This window comes from Vibrio kasasachensis, assembly GCF_050337565.1.
Taxonomy (GTDB): domain Bacteria; phylum Pseudomonadota; class Gammaproteobacteria; order Enterobacterales; family Vibrionaceae; genus Vibrio; species Vibrio kasasachensis.
The window spans coordinates 296,835-320,477 of the sequence record NZ_JAKJTB010000010.1; the positions used below are offsets into that span (position 1 = coordinate 296,835).

Sequence of the window (23,643 nt, forward strand, 5' to 3'; positions counted from 1 at the left end):
GATACGAAAAAAAACCGCTGACACGCAGCGGTTTTTCTATTTCTATCGATTAAGAAAAATTATTTTTTCTTCTTAACCGCTTTTTTGTTTGGCAGGTCAGTGATTGAACCTTCAAACACTTCCGCAGCTAAACCAACAGATTCATGTAGTGTTGGGTGAGCGTGGATAGTCAATGCGATATCTTCTGCATCACAACCCATCTCGATTGCTAATCCGATCTCACCAAGTAGTTCACCACCGTTAGTACCAACGATAGCACCACCAATAACGCGGTGAGTTTCTTTATCAAAGATTAGCTTAGTCATACCGTCTGCACAGTCTGATGCGATTGCACGACCAGATGCTGCCCATGGGAACGTTGCCACTTCGTATTTAATGCCTTCTGCTTTCGCTTCTTTCTCTGTCTTACCAACCCAAGCAACTTCTGGCTCAGTGTAAGCAATTGAAGGAATAACTTTAGGGTCAAAGTAGTGTTTCTTACCAGAGATTACTTCAGCAGCTACGTGACCTTCATGCACACCTTTATGCGCAAGCATTGGTTGACCAACGATATCACCGATAGCAAAGATGTGAGGTACATTGGTACGCATTTGCTTATCAACATTGATAAAGCCACGTTCATCAATTTCGATGCCCGCTTTCGCGCCATCGATAAGCAAACCGTTTGGCACACGACCAATTGCAACAAGAACGGCATCGTAACGCTCAGCTTCTGCTGGCGCTTTTTTGCCTTCCATTGAAACGTAGATACCATCTTCTTTCGCTTCAACTGCTGTTACTTTGGTTTCTAGCATCAAGTTGAATTTCTTCTCGATACGCTTAGTAAACACCTTAACGATGTCTTTATCAGCTGCCGGAATCACTTGGTCAAACATTTCAACTACGTCGACTTTAGAACCTAGTGAGTGGTAAACCGTACCCATCTCAAGACCGATGATACCACCGCCCATGATCAGTAGTTTTTCAGGTACTTCTTTCAACTCAAGTGCATCCGTTGAATCCCAAATACGTGGGTCTTCATGAGGAATAAATGGCAGCTTGATTGGGCGAGAACCCGCAGCAACGATTGCGTTATCAAAGTTAATCACAGTCGGCTCGCCTTCACCCTCTACAAGGATAGAGTTAGAGCTAGTGAACTTACCGTAACCATTAACTACAGTTACATCACGCATCTTAGCCATACCGCTAAGACCGCCAGTCAATTGAGTGACTACTTTTTCTTTCCACAAACGAATCTTGTTGATGTCAGTTTGCGGTTCACCAAATACGATACCGTGCTCAGAAAGCGCTTTTGCTTCTTCGATAACTTTTGATACGTGTAATAGCGCTTTTGATGGGATACAACCTACGTTAAGACATACACCACCAAGAGTGCTGTAACGTTCAACTAATACTGTTTCAAGACCTAGGTCTGCACAACGGAATGCAGCAGAGTAACCAGCAGGACCAGAACCAAGTACAACAACTTGGGCTTTAATTTCTTTGCTCATTTTGACCTCTTGTAGTCATATTCCCTAACAGGCTGTATGGATATTGATGTTATTTTGTTCAAATTTTATCTAATTTAAACTGCTTTCAGATCGTTAATAGTTTACAGAGATGTTAACGATGTGAAAAGTAAATCAATTTAGCCTGTGAGCTAGACAGCAATTCGACCTTGCATACGCTTACAATAAGCAGGTAAATGGTCCAATTGTTGGGTAATAATGTTAAATGAGGCGGCATATTGCCGCCTCTCATTCGTCTTGCTTAAATTAAAGAACTAGACGACGGATGTCTGATAGACATGCATTTAGGTAACTGATGAAACGCGCACCTTCAGCACCATCGATCACACGGTGATCGTATGATAATGATAGTGGGAGCTGTAGGCGAGGTTCAAATTCTTTACCGTTCCATACAGGTTTCATTTCAGACTTAGATACACCAAGGATACCCACTTCTGGTGCATTTACGATTGGCGTAAATGCAGTACCACCGATACCACCTAGACTTGAGATAGTGAAACAGCCGCCTTGCATATCAGCAGCGGTCAGTTTACCTGAACGTGCTTTCTTGGACACAACCATTAGCTCTTCTGAAAGCTCGTAGATGCCTTTCTTGTTCACGTCTTTGAATACAGGAACAACAAGACCGTTTGGCGTATCTACTGCAATACCTACGTTCACGTACTTCTTAAGAATGATGCCTTCGCCATCTTCAGAAAGTGATGAGTTGAATGTAGGGAATGCTTCTAGCGCTTTCGCGACGGCTTTCATAATGAACACAAGTGGTGTGATCTTCATGCCGGTATCATTCTTCGCTTCGATGGCATTCTGCTCTTTACGGAATGCTTCTAGCGCAGTGATATCTGCATTGTCCCACTGTGTCACATGCGGAATCATTACCCAGTTACGATGCAGGTTAGCACCAGAAATTTTCTTGATCTTAGAAAGTTTCTGTACTTCTGTTTCACCGAACTTACTGAAGTCCACTTTTGGCCAAGGAAGAAGACCAAGTGCGCTACCGTCGCCGCCTTTACCTGATGCAACACCAGATTCAAGACGCTTAAGTGCATCTTTAACGTAAGACTGAACATCTTCTTTTAGGATACGGCTCTTACGACCAGTACCTTTAACCTTAGATAGGTTAACGCCAAATTCGCGAGCAAGACGACGAACAACTGGAGATGCGTGCGCGTAGTCACCATTCTCTTGGAAGTCACCTGCAGGAGCAGCTGCTTCCACTTTTGGTGCTGCCGCTACTGGAGCAGCAGCTTGCGCTGGTGCCGATTGAGCAACAGGAGCCGCTGCAACTGGTGCTGCGCCTGCGACTTCAAATACCATGATTAATGAGCCAGTGGTTACTTTATCGCCTGCTGCAATCTTGATTTCTTTGATCGTACCAGCGAATGGTGCTGGTACTTCCATTGAAGCCTTGTCGCCTTCGACAGTGATTAGAGATTGCTCTTCTTCTACTGTATCGCCAACCGCAACCATAATTTCAGTAACTTCAACTTCGTCACCACCGATATCCGGTACGTGAACGTCTTTTGCTGCGGAGGCTGCAGGAGCCGCCGCTACTGGTGCTTCCGCTGGAGCTACAGGAGCTGAACCCGCTGCCGCGCCAACTTCAAAGATCATCACGAGAGAGCCAGTTGATACTGAGTCACCGACTGCGATTTTAATCTCTTTTAGCGTACCAGCAAATGGTGCTGGAACTTCCATAGAAGCTTTGTCGCCTTCAACAGTAAGAAGAGACTGCTCTTCTTCAATTGAGTCGCCAACCGCTACCATGATTTCTGTTACTTCAACTTCATCACCACCGATATCCGGTACGTGTACTTCTTTCAATTCTACTGCCGCTGCTGCCGCTGGAGCTGCTACTGGAGCTGCTTCTACCGCTGGAGCAGGTGCAGCTTGAGCTGCACCTTCGGCTTCGAAAATCATGATTAGAGAACCAGTAGAAACCGAGTCGCCAACAGCGATTTTGATTTCTTTAACGATACCAGCTTGAGAAGCTGGAACTTCCATAGAAGCTTTATCGCCTTCAACTGTGATTAGAGACTGCTCTTCTTCAACCTTGTCGCCAACGCTTACAAGAATCTCAGTAACTTCAACCTCATCCGCACCGATGTCTGGTACATTAATTTCGATTGCCATTGCTTATCTACCTTTTAATTAAGCGTTGTTTATGCGTATTGTGGGTTAGTTTTTTCAGTGTCGATGTTGAATTTCTTGATTGCTTCAACAACCACAGATTTATCCATATCGCCACGTTTAACAAGCTCAGTAAGAGCTGCAACTACCACATAACCTGCGTTCACTTCAAAGTGACGACGTAGGTTTTCACGGCTGTCTGAACGACCGAAGCCATCAGTACCCAACACTTTATAAGACTCAGCTGGAACGTATCCACGTACTTGCTCAGCGTAGTTCTTCATGTAATCCGTCACTGCGATTGCAGGTTCGTTACCAAGAACAGTCGTGATGTACGGTACTTTCGCTTCCGCTTCAGGGTGTAGCATGTTGTCACGCTCTGCCGCTTGGCCATCACGAGTTAGCTCGTTAAATGACGTTACAGAGAATACGTCAGACGCTACGCCGTAATCTTCACTTAGGATCTGTGCTGCTTTACGTGCTTCATTCATGATAGTACCAGAGCTCATTAACTGAACTTTGCCCTTATCACCAGCGTAAGTCTCAAGCTTGTAGATACCCTTACGAATGCCTTCTTCAGCGCCTTCTGGCATTGCTGGCATTGCGTAGTTTTCGTTCATTACCGTTAGGTAGTAGTAAACGTTCTCTTGATTTTCACCGTACATGCGACGGATACCGTCTTGCATGATTACCGCTAGCTCGTAAGCAAACGTTGGGTCGTAAGAGATACAATTAGGTACTGTATTCGCCATGATGTGCGAGTGACCGTCTTCGTGTTGTAGACCTTCACCGTTTAGCGTTGTACGACCAGCCGTTGCACCCAATAGGAAGCCACGAGCTTGTTGGTCACCTGCTAGCCATGCCATATCACCAATACGTTGGAAACCGAACATTGAGTAGTAAATGTAGAATGGGATCATTGGCAGATCGTTGGTGCTGTATGAAGTTGCCGCAGCAACCCAAGACGCCATTGAACCTAGCTCGTTGATACCTTCTTGTAGAACCTGACCAGAAGTCGCTTCTTTGTAGTAAGACACTACGCCGCGGTCTTCAGGTGTGTATTCTTGACCGTGTGGGTTATAAATACCAACCTGACGGAATAGACCTTCCATACCGAATGTACGCGCTTCATCGCAGATAATTGGTACGATGTTCTTACCAATACTCTTATCTTTTAGAAGAATATTTAACGTACGTACATAAGCCATTGTGGTCGAGATTTCACGCTTTTGCTCACCAAGCAGCGGCGCAAATTCTTCTAGCTCAGGCACTTTGAATTCTTGAGTGAACTTAGGCAGACGCTTTGGCGTGTAACCATGTAGCGCGTTACGACGAGCGTGTAAGTAATTATACTCAGCAGAACCTTCTTCTAGTTTAAGATAAGGCAGTTCTTTGATTTTTTCATCAGAAAGAATGTCTTGTAGACCCAAACGATCACGCAGGTGTTGAACATGCGTCATGTCCATTTTCTTAACACCGTGCGCAATGTTTTTACCTTCAGCAGCATCACCCATGCCGTAACCTTTAACGGTCTTAGCTAGGATTACTGTTGGCTTACCATTGGTTTCTTTTGCATTGTTAAATGCAGCAAACAGTTTAGATGAGTCATGACCACCACGCTTAAGAGCGAAGATTTCATCATCAGTCATATCAGCAACAAGTGCCGCTGTTTCTGGGTACTTACCAAAGAAGTGCTCACGTACGTATGCGCCATCTTTAGATTTAAATGTTTGGTAGTCACCATCGATTGTTTCATTCATTAGTTGAAGAAGCTTACCAGTGGTGTCTTTTGCTAGTAGTGAATCCCAGTTGCTACCCCAGATAACTTTAACAACGTTCCAACCAGCGCCTTTAAATAGCCCTTCTAGTTCTTGAATGATGCTACCGTTACCCATAACAGGACCATCTAGGCGCTGTAGGTTACAGTTGATTAGGAAACATAGGTTGTCTAGCTTCTCACGCGCAGCAAAAGAAATAGCACCACGTGATTCTGGCTCATCCATCTCACCATCACCCAGGAAGGCGTAAACACGTTGAGCTGACGTTTCTTTTAGACCACGACCATCAAGATACTTCAGGAAGCGTGCTTGATAAATAGCAGAAATTGGACCAAGACCCATAGATACTGTAGGGAACTGCCAGAACTCAGGCATCAGTTTAGGGTGTGGGTATGAAGGAATACCTTTACCATCTACTTCTTGACGGAAGTTATCTAGCTGTTCTTCAGTTAGACGACCTTCAACGAATGCACGCGAGTAGATACCCGGAGAGATATGACCTTGGTAGTAAACAAGATCGCCGCCGTCCGTCTCATTTGGAGCACGGAAGAAGTGGTTGAAACAAACCTCGTAGAATGCCGCTGCAGACTGGTAAGAAGCCATATGACCACCTAGGTCTAGGTCTTTCTTAGACGCGCGCAGTACAATCATGATTGCGTTCCAGCGAATGATTGAGCGAATACGACGCTCAAGCGTTACATCACCAGGGTAAGCTGGCTCTTGTGCTGCTGGAATGGAGTTGATGTAGTTAGTATTGATACCTGTCGGCATATCAACGCCATCTAGACGTGCTTTATCTAGAACTTGCTCTAGTAGGTATTGAGCGCGCTCTACACCTTCTTCACGTACAACTGATTCAAGTGCTTTAAGCCAATCTTGAGTTTCCAGTGCATCTACGTCATGCTTCATATCAGACATGGCGATCTATCCTTCTATTGGTTGGATCTACTTATTCGTTACTCTGCTGAATTCGTCTTAAAGAACGCTCTCTTCGAGACTCCTCTTTGGTCAAATCCAACAATGTTTCTTCGATATAAGCCAAATGTGAATGTGACATTTCACGTGCCTTCTCAGGCTGCCCAGAAACAATCGCGTCCACGATATTAGCTCTATGTTTACTTACTTTTTCCACCACTTCTTGTCGGCGGTGCAGCAATTTCAAATTCTGTAATATATTTTGCTCTAACAAAGGGGCAAGGCTTCGAACGATGTGCAATAAAACAACGTTGTGTGCGGCCTCAGTCAATGCGATTAAAAACTGCATAACCGCCACAGCTTCTGCTTCCACATTCAGCCTTTCTTGTTCTGCACTAATCATCTCAAGTGCCGATTGAATTCGAGCAAAATCTTCATCAGTACCACGCAAGGCTGCAAAGTAAGCTGAAATACCTTCCATCGCATGACGCGATTCCAGCAAATCAAGCTGCGTTTCAGAGTGGCTAGACAATAAATTTAGCAGAGGATCAGAAAAACTCTTCCAGATTGTCTCGCTAACAAAAGTACCACCACCTTGACGACGAGTGAGAAGACGTTTTGCTTCCAAACGCTGAATGGCTTCACGAATCGAAGGTCGAGAAACATCGAACTGTTTTGCCAGTTCTCGCTCAGGTAGCAACTGCTGCCCCGGAGACAATGTTCCTTCTACAATCAACCTTTCAAGCTCTTGTTCAATGACATCAGAGAGCTTTGGCTGACGAATCCTTTGATAAGTCATACTTATATTGCTATCTCTTTGCAGTTAATTGGTAATACCAATTTTTGATGGGGTAGAAATTAACATAATTAGAACGTTAGTTCCAGCCAAAAATTGACCTAAATCATAAAACAGGCTGAGGCAATACAAATATTTAACATTAGTTAATAAATGTAGCAATGTAATTGGTAAGACCAATTACAAAATATAAACAGAAGGGAATAAAACGTGCTAGCGATCACGTTAAATCTGGTAAATTTTATAGAAAAATGAATAAATGTTGGGAAATATATAGTTATTTTGGAAAGAAAAGTAATGCTGGCGTAGCTATAAAATGCCATTTTCAAGTTGGGTTAATATGTTTTATTTATAAAATTCAACACCCTAGATAAATTTAGAGTGTTGAGTCTGAGAAAATTACTTGGCTTCAATGCAATCAATCAACAACTGCAAAGATTGATTACCGCGAAATTCGTTAATATCAAGTTTATAGGCTAGGTGAACCGTTTTAACTGAAGCATCAGGCCAGCGGCGGAGATCGACATTAAAAGCGATAGCGTCGATCATTATGTTAGTAGGATGACCTTTAAAAAGAGGTTCCAGCATTAACTTAAGGTGTTTTTCTCCAACCAACTTTTGATGCAACACTTTAAACTCACCATCAAAAACGGGTTCTGGAAATGCTTGCCCCCAAGGTCCTCCCGAGCGCAGCATTTGCGCCACATGCATAGAAAACTCTTCCGGCTTTAATTCGCCATCGGAGAATACCACGCCTTTCAACGCAGCTTCATCCAACTCGGTTTTCACAACATCATCGAACAACTGAGCGAAGCGGGCAAAATTCTTTTCTTCGATGGAAAGACCTGCAGCCATCGCATGCCCACCGAACTTTATAATTAACCCTGGGTTTTGCGTATCGATTCGATCGAGCGCATCACGCATATGCAAGCCGACAACGGAGCGACAAGACCCTTTAATAACCCCATCACCACCATCTGCAAACGCTATCACTGGGCGATGGAATTTATCTTTAATTCGCGATGCCAAAATACCGATTACGCCCTGATGCCAATCACGCTGAAACAACACCAAGCCAAATGGAAGATCGGAATCTTCACCAAATTGGAGGCGCTCACAAAAAGCCATCGCTTCTTGTTTCATTCCTTCTTCGATATCTTTCCGAGTCTCGTTTAGCCCATCAAGCTCACTCGCCATACGACGGGCAGCATGAATGTTGTTACTCAGCAGTAGCTCAACACCAAAGGACATGTCATCTAATCGTCCAGCAGCGTTAATACGCGGACCTAAAGCAAAACCGAAATCAGAAGCAATTAAGCGACTGGCGTCTTTTTTTGCCACTTCAATCAATGCCTGTATACCCGGACGAGCATGACCCGCGCGTATACGTTGCAGTCCTTGATGCACTAAAATTCGGTTGTTTTCATCTAGTGGTACAACGTCTGCCACTGTACCTAAAGCAACCAGATCGATCAGCTCCATCAACTTAGGTTCAGCAACACCTTGCTGCTTAAACCAACCGAGGTTCCGCATATGAACGCAAAGCGCCATCATAAGATAAAAAGCAACCCCAACCCCAGCCAATGCTTTGGATGGGAAAGCGCATTCTTGCAAGTTTGGGTTAACCATCGCATCGGCTGCAGGTAACGTTGAGCCTGGCAAGTGATGATCGGTAACCACAACCTTTAGCCCTTTTTCCTTGGCGTAGCGAACTCCCTCAATCGAGGATACGCCATTGTCCACTGTCATGATCATTTGCGCACCAAGCTCAATAGCTTGATCAACCACTTCAGGGCTCAGACCGTAACCATCTTCAAAACGATTTGGGACTAGGTAATCAACGTTTTGACTACCTAACATTCGCAGCGCAAGCACGGAAAGCGCCGAACTGGTTGCACCATCAGCATCAAAATCCCCCACAACAATGATACGTTGATTGGTTTTTATTGCTTCAAAAATGAGTTCTACTGCTAGTTGAATACCGTGCAGCTTTTGGTAGGAATGTAACCCACGGGCGCTGGTTTCCAATTGATCAACAGAGGTTATACCCCGAGAGAGGTACACTCGCTTTAACAGCGGCGAAATGCTATCTGGTAGCAGTGACAAATCAGGTTCTGGACGGCGTTGAATTTCTATCATGACAATATAAAAGTAGGCTCAATTGAGCCTACTTCCTTAAGTTATTTTTGTTCTAAACGTTGCACTAGCTTTTCTGGCGGTAAGTAACCGCCCACCATCTCACCATTTGGCAAGAAAATAGCAGGTGTACCACTAATGCCTAACTCGCGACCTAGCATGTATTGCTGTTTAATGACGTCTTGGCATTGAGCAAAGTTGTCACCTTTGGCTGGAAACTTACGATTTACTTTGCCTTCATGCATTGCAGATTGCTGATCATCAGCACACCAGATTGACGCCATTTGGTCGGCAACACTGCCAACCGGTCCTTGACGAGGGAATGCCATGTAACGAACGGAAATGCCTAAATCATTATAGCCTTGCATTTCATTGTGTAATTTCACACAGTAGCCGCATGTAATATCAGTAAAAATAGTCACTACGTACTTTTCTTTGTACGCTTTGAATTCAATGACGGAGTCTTTCATCGCTTCAATTTTGGCGGCATTGATAGGCGCTTGACGCTGAGCGATCACATCTTGGTATTCACCATTGGCATCTAACTTATAAAGTGAGCCCGCTAGAAAGTACTCACCATCAGGCGAGGCAAACAGCACACCACTGTTAGTTTTTACTTCAACTAACCCTTTAATATCCGCTGGCACAACATCAATAACTTGCAAGCCCAACTTAGCAAATCGCTCAGCCAGTTCCGCTTTATTAAATTCACTATCGATATTCGCGCTAGCGAAAGAAGAGACTGCTAAAAGTGGCAGCACAAGTAATGTCATTCGGCGTAATACGCTCATTCTTATCACCTTAAATAGTTTCTAGAGCAAGAGCTTACGCTCTTGGGTGGTGCTCGCTATGAAGCTGTTTCAGTCGCTCAGTCGCGACGTGAGTATAAATTTGTGTTGTCGACAAGTCACTATGTCCAAGCAACATCTGTACAACACGAAGATCGGCACCATAGTTTAGCAAATGCGTTGCAAAAGCATGACGCAATACATGTGGCGATAATAACTCAGTATCAATACCGGCAATCACCGCATAGCGCTTTATGCGATGCCAAAAAGTTTGTCGTGTCATTTGTCTTGCACGTTTACTTGGAAAAACAACGTCAGACGTTTGCTCTCCAAGTAACTCAGACCGTCCTTGCTTAAGAAAAGTTTCAAGCCATTCTATTGCATTTTCGCCCATAGGCACCAAACGCTCTTTGCCACCTTTACCAGTGACTCGAACAACACCTTGACGAAGACTAACGTTTTCCATCGTCAAACTGACTAATTCGGTGACACGTAAGCCAGTGGCATACAGTAGTTCAAGCATAGCTTTATCACGAAGTTCAATAGCGTCATTAGGATCAGGCGCGTTAAGCAGTGCGTCTACTTGGGCTTCACTCAGATCTTTTGGTAATCGTTTAGGCAACTTAGGGCTAACCAACAATGCGCTCGGATCGTCGCCGCGTACTTTTTCTCGATGCAAGTACTGAAAAAGACGTCGAATAGCGGAGAGCATTCGTGCTCTTGATGTCTGTTTGTAATCTTGATCGGCTAACCAAGTTTGATATTCATGCAAACCGGACAAGCTAATAAAATCGAGACGGTAATTGTGCGCTTGCATCCACGTCAGCAGCTTTAACAAATCGGCACGATATGATGATAGCGTATTTTCCGACAAGCCTCTTTCCATCCACATCGCATCGAGAAATTGTTCAACAATACCATGATCTGGAGACATTACTTCTGACACTGTATTTCTCTAATTCTTATCAATAACGGGCTTCAATGTAAGTGGGATAAGCCGATAAAGCCATAAAAAATCGAACGGATAATTGATATTCGCTGCAAAGCTTGCCATTTTATGGTTAAAATTCGCCAACCGCTCAATAACAAAGATACACAATGATGAAAATCGGTCTATTTTATGGTTCAACCACTTGCTACACCGAAATGGCAGCAGAAAAGATGCGCGCCATCATTGGTGAAGAGTTGGTAGATATTCACAACGTCAAAGACACATCTCTAACCAAAATGACGGAATATGATTTACTTATCCTCGGCATTTCAACATGGGACTTTGGCGAAATACAAGAGGACTGGCAAGCCATTTGGGACACTATCAACGGTGTGTCACTGCAAGGTAAAACTGTCGCACTGTTTGGTTTAGGCGATCAAGAAGGCTATGGCGAATGGTATTTAGATGCCATGGGGTTATTGCATGATGAAGTTAAACAAGCAGGTGCAACCATAGTTGGCTACTGGCCAAACGACGACCAATATGAGTTTGAAGCATCCAAAGCCCTGACCGAAGATAGCAGCATGTTTGTTGGTTTAGCACTCGATGAAGATTCACAATATGAACTGAGCGATCAACGTATCGCGACTTGGCTAGAGCAAGTTCTTATTCAATACCACGAATCTCTATAATGCAGGAATCTAAGGGGGGAAGTTTCGATATCTCCCTATTTGATCCGACAACATTTCTAAGCGATCAGGTTTCTGTATTTCCGCCAATCAAACACCAAGCCCGGATCCGTTTTTCGTAGCGGTGCGATGTATTGATGCCCAGTAATACGTGGTTGAGTTATTTGCGGATATTGCACCATCAAAACATGAGTCAGTATCGCTAATGATTGATATTGCGCTTCGGTGTACGCCACATAATCACTGCCTTCCATTTCTATACCAATTGAATAATCATTGCAGCGCTCACGACCTGCAAAGCTCGAAGCTCCGGCATGCCAAGCTCTATCAAGAAAAGAGACAAACTGCACCACTTCGCCATCTCGCCGAATAAGGCAATGAGCTGACACGCCCATTTTGTGTATCACGTTAAAAAACGTATGATCATCTGGATTCAGCTTGCCAAGGAAAAACTGCTCAATATAAGGACCACCAAACTTACCTGGTGGCAAACTGATGTTATGGATCACTAACAGAGAAATATCTTGCTTATCATTGCGTTGGTCAAAAAATGGCGAAGGTACATGGCGAGCCGATTGGTACCAACCTTTAAAATCAATCATTTGTTAATTCTCATTTTCCATAACAAGCGTGCATTTTTAATCATTTGCTATCGAAATGCGAGATTAATGGCTGAATTTCACTCGCAGTCAGCGTATCATTCCCACCTCTGTTCAACTGCGTATTAGATTTGCGATGAAAAACACACACAATAGCCATCAACGTCTTGAGTTTTTAAAGCAGCAATTGCCTCTAGAAATTACTCGTTCAGTTAGCGAAACATTAAAAGAAGATTTGGGTGGTACGCTCAACCCTGCTAACGATATTACCGCAAGCCTAATCCCTGTAGATGCTCAAAACGTAGCAACGATCATTACCCGTGAACACGGTGTATTTTGTGGTCAAGCATGGGCGGATGAAGTGTTCAAGCAGTTGGGCGATGAAGTAACGATTGAATGGCATGTACAAGACGGTGATACCGTTGAACCAAACCAAGTACTTTGCACTCTTTCTGGTCCTGCACGCATTCTGCTGACTGGTGAGCGCAATGCGATGAATTTCATTCAAACGCTATCTGGCTGTGCAACTATTGTCGCGAAATACGCGGAAAAAATCACTGGCACTGATTGTCGCCTACTCGATACACGCAAGACCATTCCTGGCTTACGTAGTGCACTAAAATATGCTGTGGCTTGCGGTGGTGGCTTTAACCATCGTATCGGGGTGTTTGATGCTTACCTGATCAAAGAAAATCACATCATCGCATGTGGTGGCATAACTCAAGCAATAAAAACAGCGCAACAGCTAAACCCAGGTAAACCTGTCGAAGTTGAAACCGAAAGCTTAGAAGAGCTAAAAGAAGCAATTGAAGCAGGCGCAGACATCATCATGCTAGATAATTTCACCACCGATATGATGCGTGAAGCCGTCGAGATTAACGCAGGTCGTGCTGCACTAGAAAACTCTGGCAATGTGACACTAGAAACCATTCGTGAATACGCTGAAACGGGTGTTGATTACATCTCTGTTGGCGCGCTGACTAAACACCTAAAAGCACTAGACCTATCGATGCGTTTTAAGTGATGACTCTTTAATCACGACACATAATTGATTCTCAGAATTGAAAAGGCTGCTTACCAAGCGGCCTTTTTATTGTGCCACGCAAAAACATCGCTTAAATTAACTCTTAATTGAAAAAAAATTCTCAGCTTTCACTGAAGGAATCGAGCATGAAAAAAACACTATTGATCATTTGCACCCTACTTGCTCTTTCAAGTTGTGCAACCTTCGAGGAAGGGGTGACTTCCGTTGCTGACGATATCAATCGTAAAGTCCATGGTGATTTTGACTAAGTATTTTTCTGCGCCGAAATACATAAAAAAGCCCTCTTCAAAGAGGGCTTTCGTCTATCTAGAGCTTACGCCTTAACAGCATAATTGCTATGGTTAAGAAGGCAATGCTTGGCATTATGGCACCAATCGCAGGCGGTATGTTATAAACCAAGCTAAGTGGTCCAAAAAATTCGCTGGAGATATAAAAGGTAAAACCAGCCACCACTCCTGACAAAATTCTCGCCCCCATGGTTACACTACGCAGCGGACCAAAGATAAATGACAACGCCATTAGCATCATTACCGCAATAGAGAATGGCTGAGTCATCTTACGCCAGAAAGCTAGCTCATACCGAGATGCGTCTTGCTCAGAAGCTTTCAGATAACCGACATAATCATATAAACCACCAAGAGATAACTCCTCCGGTTTTACGGTAACTACAGCTAACTTGTCAGGCTCGAGAGACGTCACCCAGCGATATTCAGGCAGATTAATTTTTGAAAGTTGCACTTCGTTATCCATTGCTGAAACTTGCACATCTTTCATTAACCATTCATTTTCGCTCAGATACTCCACTTCTTCTGCGAAGTAGATATTCTTAAGTTGCTTGTTATCGTCGAAACGCCACATGTTAAGACCATACAACTTGTCATCCTCTATCTTACCGATAAAGATAAAGTCGTTGGCATCTCTCGCCCAAACCCCTGTCCGAACAGAAAGAATTGCACCATTACTGGTGGAGAACGCTCGTAAATCACGCGCCATTTTTTGCGCTTGAGGGGCTCCCCATTGACCAAGTAGTGTCACGATGATCATTAACGGAACAGCAGTTTTAAGTACCGACAAACCGATGTCTAATTTAGAGAAACCCGCAGCTTGCATCACTACCAACTCAGAGCTGGAAGCCAGCATACCTAAACCAATCAAAGCACCAAGTAGCGCGGCCATTGGAAAAAACATCTCAACATCACGTGGAATACTAAGGCCGACATAAAACAAAGCTTGCAATAAATCATAGCTGCCTTGGCCCACTTTACGTAGCTGTTCGACATACTTGATGATGGCAGAAAGCCCTACAAAGGTAATCAATACCAATGAGGTTGTGGCTATTATGGTTCTACCAATATAAAGGTCTAAAATCTTAAACACGACTTAGGCCACCTTCTTTTTTTGTCTCAGTTTATCTTTAAAACGTCGCACTGGGATACTGTCCATTAAGTTGATCCCTACCGCCGTAACAAGCAGTGCAAAGTTAATCGGCCACATGCCAATATAGGCAGGGATGCTGCCATCTTCTAATGCAGATTTGGTTGCACTAATCGATAAGAAGTACGCTAGATAAATCAAAATTGCAGGACCCATTTTAGCAAAGCGACCTTGGCGAGGATTAACGGCTGACAACGGCACAACTAGCATGGTCAGTAACGGAATACACACCACCAACGAAATACGCCATTGCAGCTCAGCTTGCGCTTTCGGATCGGGGTTATTCATTAAGTCCAAGGTTGGGATAGCCTCCCAATCACGTCCTTTACGTTTCACTTCGCTTTGTCCAATCACACCTTGGTATTGTTCAAACTGCGTCACCATATAATCAATGCGCGTTGGTACACCTTCATAGCGAGTACCATCATACATACGGATCACTTGCCGACCATCACTGAGCTCTTTTACTTCACCCGATTGTGAAAAAGAAACACTTGGAAGAATCGAATCTCTCGGACGCATTTGAGCAATAAACACATGTTTAAGCTGATCATCTTCAATATCGTCAATAAACACCACCGATGAACCATCAGGTGTGCCTTGGAAATGTCCTTTCTTCAACAGATCAACGCTGTTCTCTGCTTGGACGGTTTCCTCTAGCTGAATGAGCTTTTCTTGGCTATATGGTGACAAGACAAACGCATTCAATCCCGCCGCAATACCCGTAATTACAGCTAAATAAAGCGCAGCACGGATCAGAAACTTGTTACCAATCCCCGTCGCGTTCATTACGGTAATTTCACTTTCCGCATACAGACGCCCAAAAGTGAGCAAAATCCCTAAGAACAGACTCAAAGGCAACATTAATAGACCCATCGTTGGCATACTTAAACCAACATAATGCATCACTAACCCTGCGGGTATTTCGCCATCTGACGCCTCAGCCAATACACGAATCAATTTCTGGCTGAGAAACACTAGAAATAGGATAAAAAATATCGCAAATTGGCTTTTGAGTGTCTCGCGGATCAAATATCTAACAATAATCACGCTGAAATTACCTATACAAAACTTGTTTTTTTGGTTGAATCACTATAATTTCCCGTTGAACCCTTTATTTTTTTAAAAATTCTAACTGACTGTTAGCTTGCTTAATTTAAAGGTAGTTCCGATTATGGAATCAACAAGTAAGCAGGCATTATCTAACATTTAGTTCTATTTGTCTTCAGGATGTAGGAGTACGCATGGAGTTCAGTGTAAAAAGTGGTAGCCCTGAGAAACAACGCAGCGCTTGTATCGTCGTGGGTGTATTTGAACCACGTCGCCTTTCTCCAGTTGCCGAACAGCTAGATAAGATTAGTGATGGCTATATCAGTTCACTACTTCGTCGTGGTGATCTAGAAGGAAAACCGGGGCAGATGCTTCTTTTGCATCAAGTACCGGGCGTACTCTCTGAGCGCGTTCTACTGGTTGGTTGTGGTAAAGAACGTGAGCTAGGCGAACGTCAATACAAAGAAATAATTCAGAAAACAATCAACACTCTTAACGAAACCGGTTCTATGGAAGCAGTATGTTTCCTAACTGAACTGCATGTTAAAGGTCGTGATACTTACTGGAAAGTTCGTCAAGCCGTTGAAGCGACCAAAGACGGTCTTTACACATTTGACCAATTTAAAACAGTTAAGCCAGAAACTCGCCGTCCGCTGCGTAAGCTTGTATTCAACGTACCAACTCGTCGTGAACTAAACCTAGGTGAGCGCGCTATTGCTCACGGTCTTGCTATTGCATCTGGTGTAAAAGCATCAAAAGATCTTGGCAATATGCCACCAAACGTTGCGAACCCTGCTTACTTAGCATCTCAAGCTCGCCGTCTAGCTGACGATTACGAGACTATCACCTCTAAGATCATTGGTGAACAAGAGATGGAAAAACTGGGTATGACGTCATACCTTGCTGTCGGTCGTGGCTCAAAGAATGAATCGATGATGTCGATCATCGAATACAAAGGCAACCCAGTTGCTGATGCAAAACCCATTGTTCTTGTTGGTAAAGGTCTAACTTTCGATTCAGGCGGCATTTCGATCAAGCCAAGTGAAGCGATGGATGAAATGAAGTACGACATGTGTGGTGCAGCATCTGTCTTCGGTACTATGAAAGCGTTGGCAAAGTTGAACCTGCCTATCAACGTAATCGGTATCTTGGCTGGCTGTGAAAACATGCCAGGTAGCAGCGCTTACCGACCGGGTGACATTCTAACGACAATGTCAGGTCAGACGGTTGAAGTACTCAATACCGACGCTGAAGGCCGCCTAGTGCTGTGTGATGCACTGACTTATGTCGAACGTTTTGAACCAGATTGTGTTGTCGACGTAGCAACCCTTACCGGCGCTTGTGTGATGGCATTAGGTCATCACATCAGTGGCATCTTATCCAACCACAATCCTCTATCTCATGAGCTAGTCAATGCTTCTGAGCAAGCAAGTGACCGTGCATGGCGTCTACCTATGGCAGATGAATACCATGAGCAACTTAAGAGCCCGTTTGCTGATATGGCAAACTTGGGTGGTCGCGCCGCGGGTACAATCACTGCCGGTTGTTTCCTATCGAAGTTCGCCAAGAAGTACAACTGGGCACACATCGATATCGCAGGTACAGCGTGGAAATCAGGGGCAACAAAAGGCTCCACTGGTCGTCCGGTCTCAATGCTCGTCCAATTCTTATTGAACCGCAGCGGCCAAGAGACAGAAGAATAATTTCTGCATAAAATCTAAAAGGGCCGCAAGGCCCTTTTTTAATATATCTATACCCAAGTAACTTGAAGATACAGGTAGGCGGCAAGTAAGAAAGTCCTCTGAGCATAGGTGAACTGTGTGATTGGGGCGCACGAACACAGCCAACACCGCTGCAACTTCAAGTATGACGGGTATAAACTGCCTCGGTCGCTTAATATATCAACGGCAAATGAGAGTGTAATGCAAACAGCAACCTTCTACATAGTCAAAGAAGACAGTCATCAAGCAACGTTGGCGGGCTTTGAAGAATACATTGTCTTCCTGACTCAGCATTTTGCCCGTCAAGGCGCTAAAGTTTATTTAAATTGCCATGACAAGCTTCATGCAGAGAAGATCGCTGAGCACTTTTGGCAAGTGAATGCCAACCAGTTCATTGCGCACAACCTCGTTGGTGAAGGTCCCAAATACGCCACCAATATTGAAATCGGTCATCAAGGGGTTAAACCCTCGTGGAATCGACAGCTAGTAATTAATTTGGCGGATAATGAGACAACCTTTGCGAACAAGTTTGCTCAAGTGGTAGACTTCGTTCCTTGCGAAGAAAAAGCTAAACAACTCGCAAGAGAAAGGTATAAAAGCTACCGTCAAGCCGGTTACCAGCTGCAAACGATCGAAATCGAACACAACTAGCCGTCAATCCTTATAGTTAAGCTCTCCCTATAGAGAGTTCACTTATAAAGATTGGCATAGATTAACTTTAAACCAGAATCAGTCCTCTAAATAGTAGGGCTAAAGCAAGGCAACAAATGAGTCAATCTCAATGAGCATACTCCAGTATGTGATTAGGATTTACGAATGCAGTTAACGCCGCTATCAGCCCAAATATAACGAGGAAAGAAAAGAGCGCTATGGAAAAGACATACAACCCAACTTCAATCGAACAAGCTTTATATCAAGCTTGGGAAGAGAAAGGCTACTTTAAGCCACACGGTGACACTTCAAAAGAAGCTTACAGCATCATGATCCCGCCACCAAACGTCACTGGTAGCCTGCATATGGGTCACGCGTTCCAAGACACAATCATGGATACGCTGATCCGTGCTGAACGAATGAAAGGGAAAAATACCCTTTGGCAAGTCGGTACTGATCACGCTGGTATCGCAACTCAGATGGTTGTTGAGCGCAAAATAGCTGCTGAAGAAGGCAAAACGAAACACGATTACGGTCGTGAAGCTTTCATTGACAAAATTTGGGAATGGAAAGGCGAATCTGGTAATACTATTACTAAACAACTTCGTCGCCTTGGTGCATCTGTTGACTGGGAGCGTGAGCGCTTCACTATGGATGACGGCCTATCTCATGCCGTCCAAGAAGTATTCGTGCGCCTCTACGAAGAAGATCTTATCTACCGCGGTAAGCGTCTAGTTAACTGGGATCCTAAGCTACACACCGCTATCTCTGATCTTGAAGTAGAGAACAAAGATACTAAAGGTCACATGTGGCACTTCCGCTACCCACTAGCTGACGGCGTTAAAACGGCTGATGGTAAAGATTACATCGTAGTCGCAACCACTCGTCCTGAAACCATGCTCGGTGATACTGGTGTTGCGGTTAACCCAGAAGACCCACGCTACAAAAACTTAATCGGTAAAGAAATCATCCTACCTATCGTTGAGCGTCGAATCCCTATTGTGGGCGATGAGCACGCGGATATGGATAAAGGTACTGGTTGTGTGAAAATTACACCAGCACACGACTTCAATGACTACGACGTTGGTAAGCGCCATCAACTACCGATGATCAACATTCTAACTTTTGACGCGAACATTCGTGAGACATCAGAAGTATTCAACACCAATGGCGAACCATGCGAAGCGTACTCTACTGCATTACCAGTGAAGTACCATGCGATGGAACGTTTTGCGGCGCGTAAAGCGGTCGTTGCTGAGTTCGACGAACTTGGTTTGCTAGAAGAAGTGAAAGATCATGACCTCGTTGTACCATACGGTGACCGTGGTGGTGTGGTTATTGAACCACTGCTAACTGACCAATGGTATGTGCGTACCGCACCTCTAGCAAAACCTGCGGTTGAAGCAGTTGAAAACGGCGATATTCAATTCGTACCTAAGCAATACGAAAACATGTACTTCTCTTGGATGCGTGACGTTCAAGATTGGTGTATTTCTCGTCAACTATGGTGGGGCCACCGTATCCCAGCTTGGTACGACAACGATGGCAAAGTTTATGTAGGTCGTACTGAAGAAGAAGTACGTGCAAACAACAACCTTTCACCAGTTGTGGTTCTTCGCCAAGATGATGACGTATTGGACACTTGGTTCTCATCTGCTCTTTGGACGTTCGGTACGCAAGGCTGGCCTGAAAATACAGAAGCACTGAAGCAATTCCATCCATCGGATGTATTGGTGTCTGGTTTTGACATCATCTTCTTCTGGGTTGCGCGTATGATCATGATGACGCTGCATTTCTGTAAAGATGAAAACGGTAAGCCACAAGTACCATTCAAAACAGTTTACATGACGGGTCTGATCCGTGATGAGAACGGCGACAAAATGTCTAAGTCGAAAGGTAACGTACTTGACCCTATCGATATGATCGATGGTATCGACCTTGAATCTCTAGTTGAAAAACGTTGTGGCAACATGATGCAGCCTCAACTAGCTGCGAAAATCGAGAAAAACACACGTAAGACATTTGAAAATGGTATCGAACCTTATGGTACTGATGCGCTACGTTTCACTCTAGCTGCGATGGCTTCGACTGGTCGTGATATCAACTGGGATATGAAGCGTCTAGAAGGTTACCGCAACTTCTGTAACAAACTATGGAACGCTAGCCGTTACGTAATGATGAATGCAGAAGAGCAAGATTGTGGCTTCAACGGTGGTGAGATTGAATACTCACTAGCCGATAAGTGGATCGAGTCTCAGTTTGAACTAGCCGCGCAAGCATTCAATAACCATATCGACAACTTCCGTCTAGATATGGCAGCAAACACGCTGTATGAATTCATCTGGAACCAATTCTGTGACTGGTACCTAGAGCTAACTAAACCGATTCTTTGGAAAGGTACTGAAGCTCAGCAACGTGGTACTCGTCGTACACTAATCACGGTTCTAGAGAAGACTCTGCGTCTTGCTCACCCTGTTATTCCTTACATCACTGAAACAATCTGGCAAAGCATCAAGCCACTTGTAGACGGTGTGGAAGGCGACACAATCATGCTACAGGCTCTGCCTCAATATGATGAAGCGAACTTCAACCAAGAAGCACTAGATGACATTGAGTGGGTAAAAGCCTTTATCACGAGTATTCGTAACCTACGTGCAGAATACGACATCAACCCAGGTAAACCTCTAGAAGTGATGTTGAAAGCTGACGAGAACGATGCTGCGCGCCTTGAAGCAAACAAACAAGTGCTGATGTCTCTTGCTAAACTTGAGTCGGTACGTGTACTTGCTTCTGGTGAAGAAACGCCTGCATGCGCAACGGCATTAGTGGCTAAATCTGAGCTGATGATCCCAATGGCGGGTCTCATCGACAAAGACGCTGAGCTTGCTCGTCTTGATGGTGAAATCAAGAAAACTCATGGTGAAATCAAACGTCTTGAAGGTAAATTAGGTAACCAAGGTTTCGTTGCTAAAGCACCAGAAGCAGTCGTTGCTGTAGAGCGTCAAAAGCTAGAAGGTTATAAAGAAACACTAACGAAACTAGAAGAGCAAAAAGCGACTATCGCTGCACTTTAATCTTTTCAGTCTCGTAAAAAAAGGGTTGCTCATGATGGGCAACCCTTTTTTACTGAACAAATACAACTGAATTTACTCTCTCGCCGCCTCGATGCGCTGCTTAAAATCCGGATGCGAACTAAGCCATACTGGCATATCAATTCTCTCTTGCTCACTAAACCGCTCAAACATTTCTGCCATCGGTTCACTGCTACCATGGATAATCCGCATACCCTGCTTAGCATATTCATCGGCCTCAACTTCAGCTTCTCGAGTGTGACCATTCGACAGGAAAAAAACGCCGATACCAGCGAGGTTATCAATCACGCCGGAACTTTCGCCTGTCAACAGTGAAACACCCACCGATAAGACACTTGAATGCACCAGTTTCTTCAGCATATGGCGATTATGTACATGTCCAAGCTCATGTAAAATGATGCTATCTAATTGTTGATCCGACTCTGCCAGTTCAATCATTTCATCAAGTATGACAATTTTTCCACCAGGTAAAGCAAAGGCATTCGCTCCCATATCTGAAGAGCGAAACACCACATCGATCTGGTAAGGCAATGGTTCTAATTTGGTCGTATATTGTGTGACTCGATTTTGAATCCGCTCCTGCTCAGAGTGTGGCAGTGAACTTGGTTCCCAATGCTGATCAAAGCTTTGCAGAATCTTGTCACCTAGTGCAATAGCAGCGTAGTCCGGTACTGACTCCGCAATCTTATAGCTCGCCCATGGCAATACATAAACATAACTACCAAGGACAAACCCAACACAAAATATCGCGCCCAACACCCAAGCCACAACGTTCGATTCCGCTTTATCGATCAAACTCAAACGCCTATTGTCCCTCAACCAGCTACTCATTTGTGGCGATCGTTCAACCACAAACACCCAGCCATTGGGAAATCGAAATCGAATAGGCAACTGACCTACCGGAACACTAATACTCACCTTCTGTAACTCACAGCTAATTATATCCCCCTCCATTCTCAGGCTGAGGAAATCAACTTGAGTTGCATCAAGCTCAGCCTCATAACGCACAGAACTACGCGGTGGAAACGCTATGCCTTTAAAACGCATTAATTAATACCGATCCCAAGATCAAAGGCTTGGGCAACTTCATCGGATACAGCTGACTTCACATCAGATGCTTGATCGCTTGCTACCAGCAAACTCATATTACCGATAACCATAGTATTATTGGCAAGGTAGCGAGTTGTACGAACCATTACCCATGGGCGAGCTATGCCCAATGTCACCACTTGAAGTAAGAAGTTAGAGATCACTAACCAAAGATAGCTACGAACGGTAAGTGTTGAAGAAAATCGATACTCTTCACCTTGCATGCCTTCGTGTTTCGTTTCTAGTTGAGAGAATATATAGTTACGAATACAAGTAGTTGTATACGCTGTCACTGTAATCATCAGCACAATCATAGTGCTATAAGCCAATACAATAATTAGCGTGGGATCAACATTACGAAGAGAGGAAAGATCACCGTTTTGCACTTGTGCCCAATCAAGAGTCCCTAAAACGCTAAAACCAGAAATCATAATAAATATCAACGCAAACATCGCCCCGATAAGCATCGCCTTTAGGTAAGTTTTAATAAAGAAACCCACTTTCAGATCGGCATTGAATTTCCAATCACCATATTGGTAACCGTTGGCAAAAAAACGATGAGCTCCCGTAATAAACCAAGCATATACAACCGGGAGTAGCACAACAGAACACACCGCCATAATCATCGCGCCGACGACGGCGAAATCAGCGACGGCTGCAATAACTGCAATATAAATCGTGATGACTAAAAAAGTACCCACACCTCTACCAAGTAGAGTTATATACGCTTTTTTTAATGGCGCCGTGAAAGAAAAATGAACATTACGGAAGCTGGTCATTGCCGCATCAAATCGAGCATTACTCCACAGTAACCAAGGTAACGCGGCATAAAAAACGAATAATAGTGCAAGACTAGCAACTGGGAAGAAAGCGTTGGCTGTAGCCCAAGTTATCACAATAGCTAGGGCAACAAGGCGCCCTTTAAGCAGTTGAATAGGCTGCGCATGATATTCAAAATTGTCGCCATCGATATGGGTATTGCCATAAAAGTAGCGCTTCGTTCTGACTTTTGCCCACGCCGAGTAAATGCCTAAGGTAATGATAGTGAGTAGAATGTTGACTATCCAAATACCAAAAAACTCGCCTCCTTTTCCATTAAAGGACACTGGGTTGCTTGACTGCTGTTGATCCATGTCTAAAATTCCTGATATTAACTTGATAAACGATTAGCTCGGTAATTTCTTATATTCCATAAGCTTAGTCCATCAGTCTGACTTAAAATACCTTCATGCGTTGATCATGGTCGCATTAAAAAGTCAGCTATTAATCAGAATTTTCACCATAACATGCT

18 protein-coding genes are annotated in these 23,643 nt (G+C 44.1%); 6 read left to right on the forward strand and 12 right to left on the reverse strand.

What is annotated here, in order from left to right; all coding sequences use genetic code 11:
- Nucleotides 1-59: 59 nt before the first annotated feature.
- From lpdA to xerD, 7 genes are all read right to left on the reverse strand, one after another.
- Entirely contained in the window at nucleotides 60-1,490 is a 1,431-nt protein-coding gene (gene lpdA / locus L4C38_RS06185) for a dihydrolipoyl dehydrogenase (RefSeq protein ID WP_428796663.1), read from the reverse strand.
- A 264-nt stretch (nucleotides 1,491-1,754) separates the two neighbouring features.
- Complete coding sequence (gene aceF, locus L4C38_RS06190) at nucleotides 1,755-3,641, reverse strand: pyruvate dehydrogenase complex dihydrolipoyllysine-residue acetyltransferase (protein WP_428796664.1); 1,887 nt, start codon at nucleotides 3,639-3,641, stop codon at nucleotides 1,755-1,757.
- 29 nt (nucleotides 3,642-3,670) lie between these two features.
- On the reverse strand, nucleotides 3,671-6,334 hold the full coding sequence (aceE, locus tag L4C38_RS06195; protein ID WP_428796665.1) for a pyruvate dehydrogenase (acetyl-transferring), homodimeric type: 2,664 nt from the start codon (nucleotides 6,332-6,334) through the stop codon (nucleotides 3,671-3,673).
- A gap of 31 nt (nucleotides 6,335-6,365) precedes the next feature.
- Entirely contained in the window at nucleotides 6,366-7,130 is a 765-nt protein-coding gene (gene pdhR / locus L4C38_RS06200) for a pyruvate dehydrogenase complex transcriptional repressor PdhR (protein ID WP_428796666.1), read from the reverse strand.
- Between the two features lie 396 nt (nucleotides 7,131-7,526).
- Nucleotides 7,527-9,266 carry a single-stranded-DNA-specific exonuclease RecJ gene (gene recJ / locus L4C38_RS06205; protein ID WP_428796667.1) on the reverse strand — a complete coding sequence of 580 codons (1,740 nt, stop codon included), beginning with the start codon at nucleotides 9,264-9,266 and terminating at the stop codon, nucleotides 7,527-7,529.
- Between the two features lie 41 nt (nucleotides 9,267-9,307).
- Nucleotides 9,308-10,054 carry a bifunctional protein-disulfide isomerase/oxidoreductase DsbC gene (gene dsbC, locus L4C38_RS06210; RefSeq protein WP_428796668.1) on the reverse strand — a complete coding sequence of 249 codons (747 nt, stop codon included), beginning with the start codon at nucleotides 10,052-10,054 and terminating at the stop codon, nucleotides 9,308-9,310.
- Between the two features lie 34 nt (nucleotides 10,055-10,088).
- Nucleotides 10,089-10,985, reverse strand: coding sequence for a site-specific tyrosine recombinase XerD (gene xerD / locus L4C38_RS06215; RefSeq protein WP_428796787.1), 897 nt, complete (start codon nucleotides 10,983-10,985; stop codon nucleotides 10,089-10,091).
- 167 nt (nucleotides 10,986-11,152) lie between these two features.
- On the opposite strand from xerD, the gene fldB reads away from it, so the two are divergent.
- Nucleotides 11,153-11,674, forward strand: a complete 522-nt coding sequence (fldB, locus tag L4C38_RS06220) for a flavodoxin FldB (protein ID WP_428796788.1) — start codon at nucleotides 11,153-11,155, stop codon at nucleotides 11,672-11,674.
- 56 nt (nucleotides 11,675-11,730) lie between these two features.
- Here the strand turns inward: fldB and ampD are convergent, their stop codons facing one another.
- Complete coding sequence (gene ampD, locus L4C38_RS06225) at nucleotides 11,731-12,273, reverse strand: 1,6-anhydro-N-acetylmuramyl-L-alanine amidase AmpD (protein WP_428796669.1); 543 nt, start codon at nucleotides 12,271-12,273, stop codon at nucleotides 11,731-11,733.
- A 133-nt stretch (nucleotides 12,274-12,406) separates the two neighbouring features.
- Here ampD and nadC point away from each other — a divergent pair, with 133 nt between their 5' ends.
- Together nadC and L4C38_RS06235 are read left to right on the forward strand one after the other, a co-directional pair.
- On the forward strand, nucleotides 12,407-13,294 hold the full coding sequence (gene nadC, locus L4C38_RS06230) for a carboxylating nicotinate-nucleotide diphosphorylase (RefSeq protein ID WP_428796670.1): 888 nt from the start codon (nucleotides 12,407-12,409) through the stop codon (nucleotides 13,292-13,294).
- 146 nt (nucleotides 13,295-13,440) lie between these two features.
- Nucleotides 13,441-13,563 carry a hypothetical protein gene (locus L4C38_RS06235; RefSeq protein ID WP_428796671.1) on the forward strand — a complete coding sequence of 41 codons (123 nt, stop codon included), beginning with the start codon at nucleotides 13,441-13,443 and terminating at the stop codon, nucleotides 13,561-13,563.
- A 58-nt stretch (nucleotides 13,564-13,621) separates the two neighbouring features.
- On the opposite strand, the gene lptG is transcribed toward L4C38_RS06235, so the two are convergent.
- Together lptG and lptF are read right to left on the reverse strand one after the other, a co-directional pair.
- On the reverse strand, nucleotides 13,622-14,692 hold the full coding sequence (lptG, locus tag L4C38_RS06240) for an LPS export ABC transporter permease LptG (RefSeq protein ID WP_428796672.1): 1,071 nt from the start codon (nucleotides 14,690-14,692) through the stop codon (nucleotides 13,622-13,624).
- Nucleotides 14,693-14,695: 3 nt separating this feature from the next.
- Entirely contained in the window at nucleotides 14,696-15,799 is a 1,104-nt protein-coding gene (gene lptF / locus L4C38_RS06245; RefSeq protein WP_428796673.1) for an LPS export ABC transporter permease LptF, read from the reverse strand.
- A gap of 194 nt (nucleotides 15,800-15,993) precedes the next feature.
- On the opposite strand from lptF, the gene pepA reads away from it, so the two are divergent.
- The 3 genes from pepA (at nucleotide 15,994) to L4C38_RS06260 (ending at nucleotide 21,245) form a co-directional block, all read left to right on the forward strand.
- On the forward strand, nucleotides 15,994-17,502 hold the full coding sequence (gene pepA, locus L4C38_RS06250) for a leucyl aminopeptidase (RefSeq protein ID WP_428796674.1): 1,509 nt from the start codon (nucleotides 15,994-15,996) through the stop codon (nucleotides 17,500-17,502).
- A gap of 219 nt (nucleotides 17,503-17,721) precedes the next feature.
- The gene (locus L4C38_RS06255) at nucleotides 17,722-18,171 is read left to right on the forward strand and encodes a DNA polymerase III subunit chi (RefSeq protein ID WP_428796675.1); all 450 of its coding nucleotides are present in this window, start codon (nucleotides 17,722-17,724) and stop codon (nucleotides 18,169-18,171) included.
- A 218-nt stretch (nucleotides 18,172-18,389) separates the two neighbouring features.
- Nucleotides 18,390-21,245, forward strand: a complete 2,856-nt coding sequence (locus L4C38_RS06260; protein WP_428796676.1) for a valine--tRNA ligase — start codon at nucleotides 18,390-18,392, stop codon at nucleotides 21,243-21,245.
- 72 nt (nucleotides 21,246-21,317) lie between these two features.
- Here L4C38_RS06260 and L4C38_RS06265 read toward each other — a convergent pair whose 3' ends face one another.
- Both L4C38_RS06265 and L4C38_RS06270 read right to left on the reverse strand, forming a co-directional pair.
- On the reverse strand, nucleotides 21,318-22,310 hold the full coding sequence (locus L4C38_RS06265) for a M48 family metallopeptidase (RefSeq protein WP_428796677.1): 993 nt from the start codon (nucleotides 22,308-22,310) through the stop codon (nucleotides 21,318-21,320).
- On the reverse strand, nucleotides 22,310-23,485 hold the full coding sequence (locus tag L4C38_RS06270; RefSeq protein ID WP_428796678.1) for a YjgN family protein: 1,176 nt from the start codon (nucleotides 23,483-23,485) through the stop codon (nucleotides 22,310-22,312). The genes L4C38_RS06265 and L4C38_RS06270 overlap by 1 nt, the downstream gene beginning before the upstream one ends.
- Between the last annotated feature and the right edge of the window lie 158 nt (nucleotides 23,486-23,643).

Excerpts from the sequence above, each read along its gene's own strand:
- lpdA (WP_428796663.1), bottom strand. The coding sequence starts at position 1,490 with ATGAGCAAAGAAATTAAAGCCCAAGTTGTTGTACTTGGTTCTGGTCCT.
- aceF (WP_428796664.1), bottom strand. The coding sequence starts at position 3,641 with ATGGCAATCGAAATTAATGTACCAGACATCGGTGCGGATGAGGTTGAA.
- aceE (WP_428796665.1), bottom strand. The coding sequence starts at position 6,334 with ATGTCTGATATGAAGCATGACGTAGATGCACTGGAAACTCAAGATTGG.
- pdhR (WP_428796666.1), bottom strand. The coding sequence starts at position 7,130 with ATGACTTATCAAAGGATTCGTCAGCCAAAGCTCTCTGATGTCATTGAA.
- recJ (WP_428796667.1), bottom strand. The coding sequence starts at position 9,266 with ATGATAGAAATTCAACGCCGTCCAGAACCTGATTTGTCACTGCTACCA.
- dsbC (WP_428796668.1), bottom strand. The coding sequence starts at position 10,054 with ATGAGCGTATTACGCCGAATGACATTACTTGTGCTGCCACTTTTAGCA.
- xerD (WP_428796787.1), bottom strand. The coding sequence starts at position 10,985 with ATGTCTCCAGATCATGGTATTGTTGAACAATTTCTCGATGCGATGTGG.
- fldB (WP_428796788.1), top strand. The coding sequence starts at position 11,153 with ATGAAAATCGGTCTATTTTATGGTTCAACCACTTGCTACACCGAAATG.
- ampD (WP_428796669.1), bottom strand. The coding sequence starts at position 12,273 with ATGATTGATTTTAAAGGTTGGTACCAATCGGCTCGCCATGTACCTTCG.
- nadC (WP_428796670.1), top strand. The coding sequence starts at position 12,407 with ATGAAAAACACACACAATAGCCATCAACGTCTTGAGTTTTTAAAGCAG.
- L4C38_RS06235 (WP_428796671.1), top strand. The coding sequence starts at position 13,441 with ATGAAAAAAACACTATTGATCATTTGCACCCTACTTGCTCTTTCAAGT.
- pepA (WP_428796674.1), top strand. The coding sequence starts at position 15,994 with ATGGAGTTCAGTGTAAAAAGTGGTAGCCCTGAGAAACAACGCAGCGCT.
- L4C38_RS06255 (WP_428796675.1), top strand. The coding sequence starts at position 17,722 with ATGCAAACAGCAACCTTCTACATAGTCAAAGAAGACAGTCATCAAGCA.
- L4C38_RS06260 (WP_428796676.1), top strand. The coding sequence starts at position 18,390 with ATGGAAAAGACATACAACCCAACTTCAATCGAACAAGCTTTATATCAA.
- L4C38_RS06265 (WP_428796677.1), bottom strand. The coding sequence starts at position 22,310 with ATGCGTTTTAAAGGCATAGCGTTTCCACCGCGTAGTTCTGTGCGTTAT.
- L4C38_RS06270 (WP_428796678.1), bottom strand. The coding sequence starts at position 23,485 with ATGGATCAACAGCAGTCAAGCAACCCAGTGTCCTTTAATGGAAAAGGA.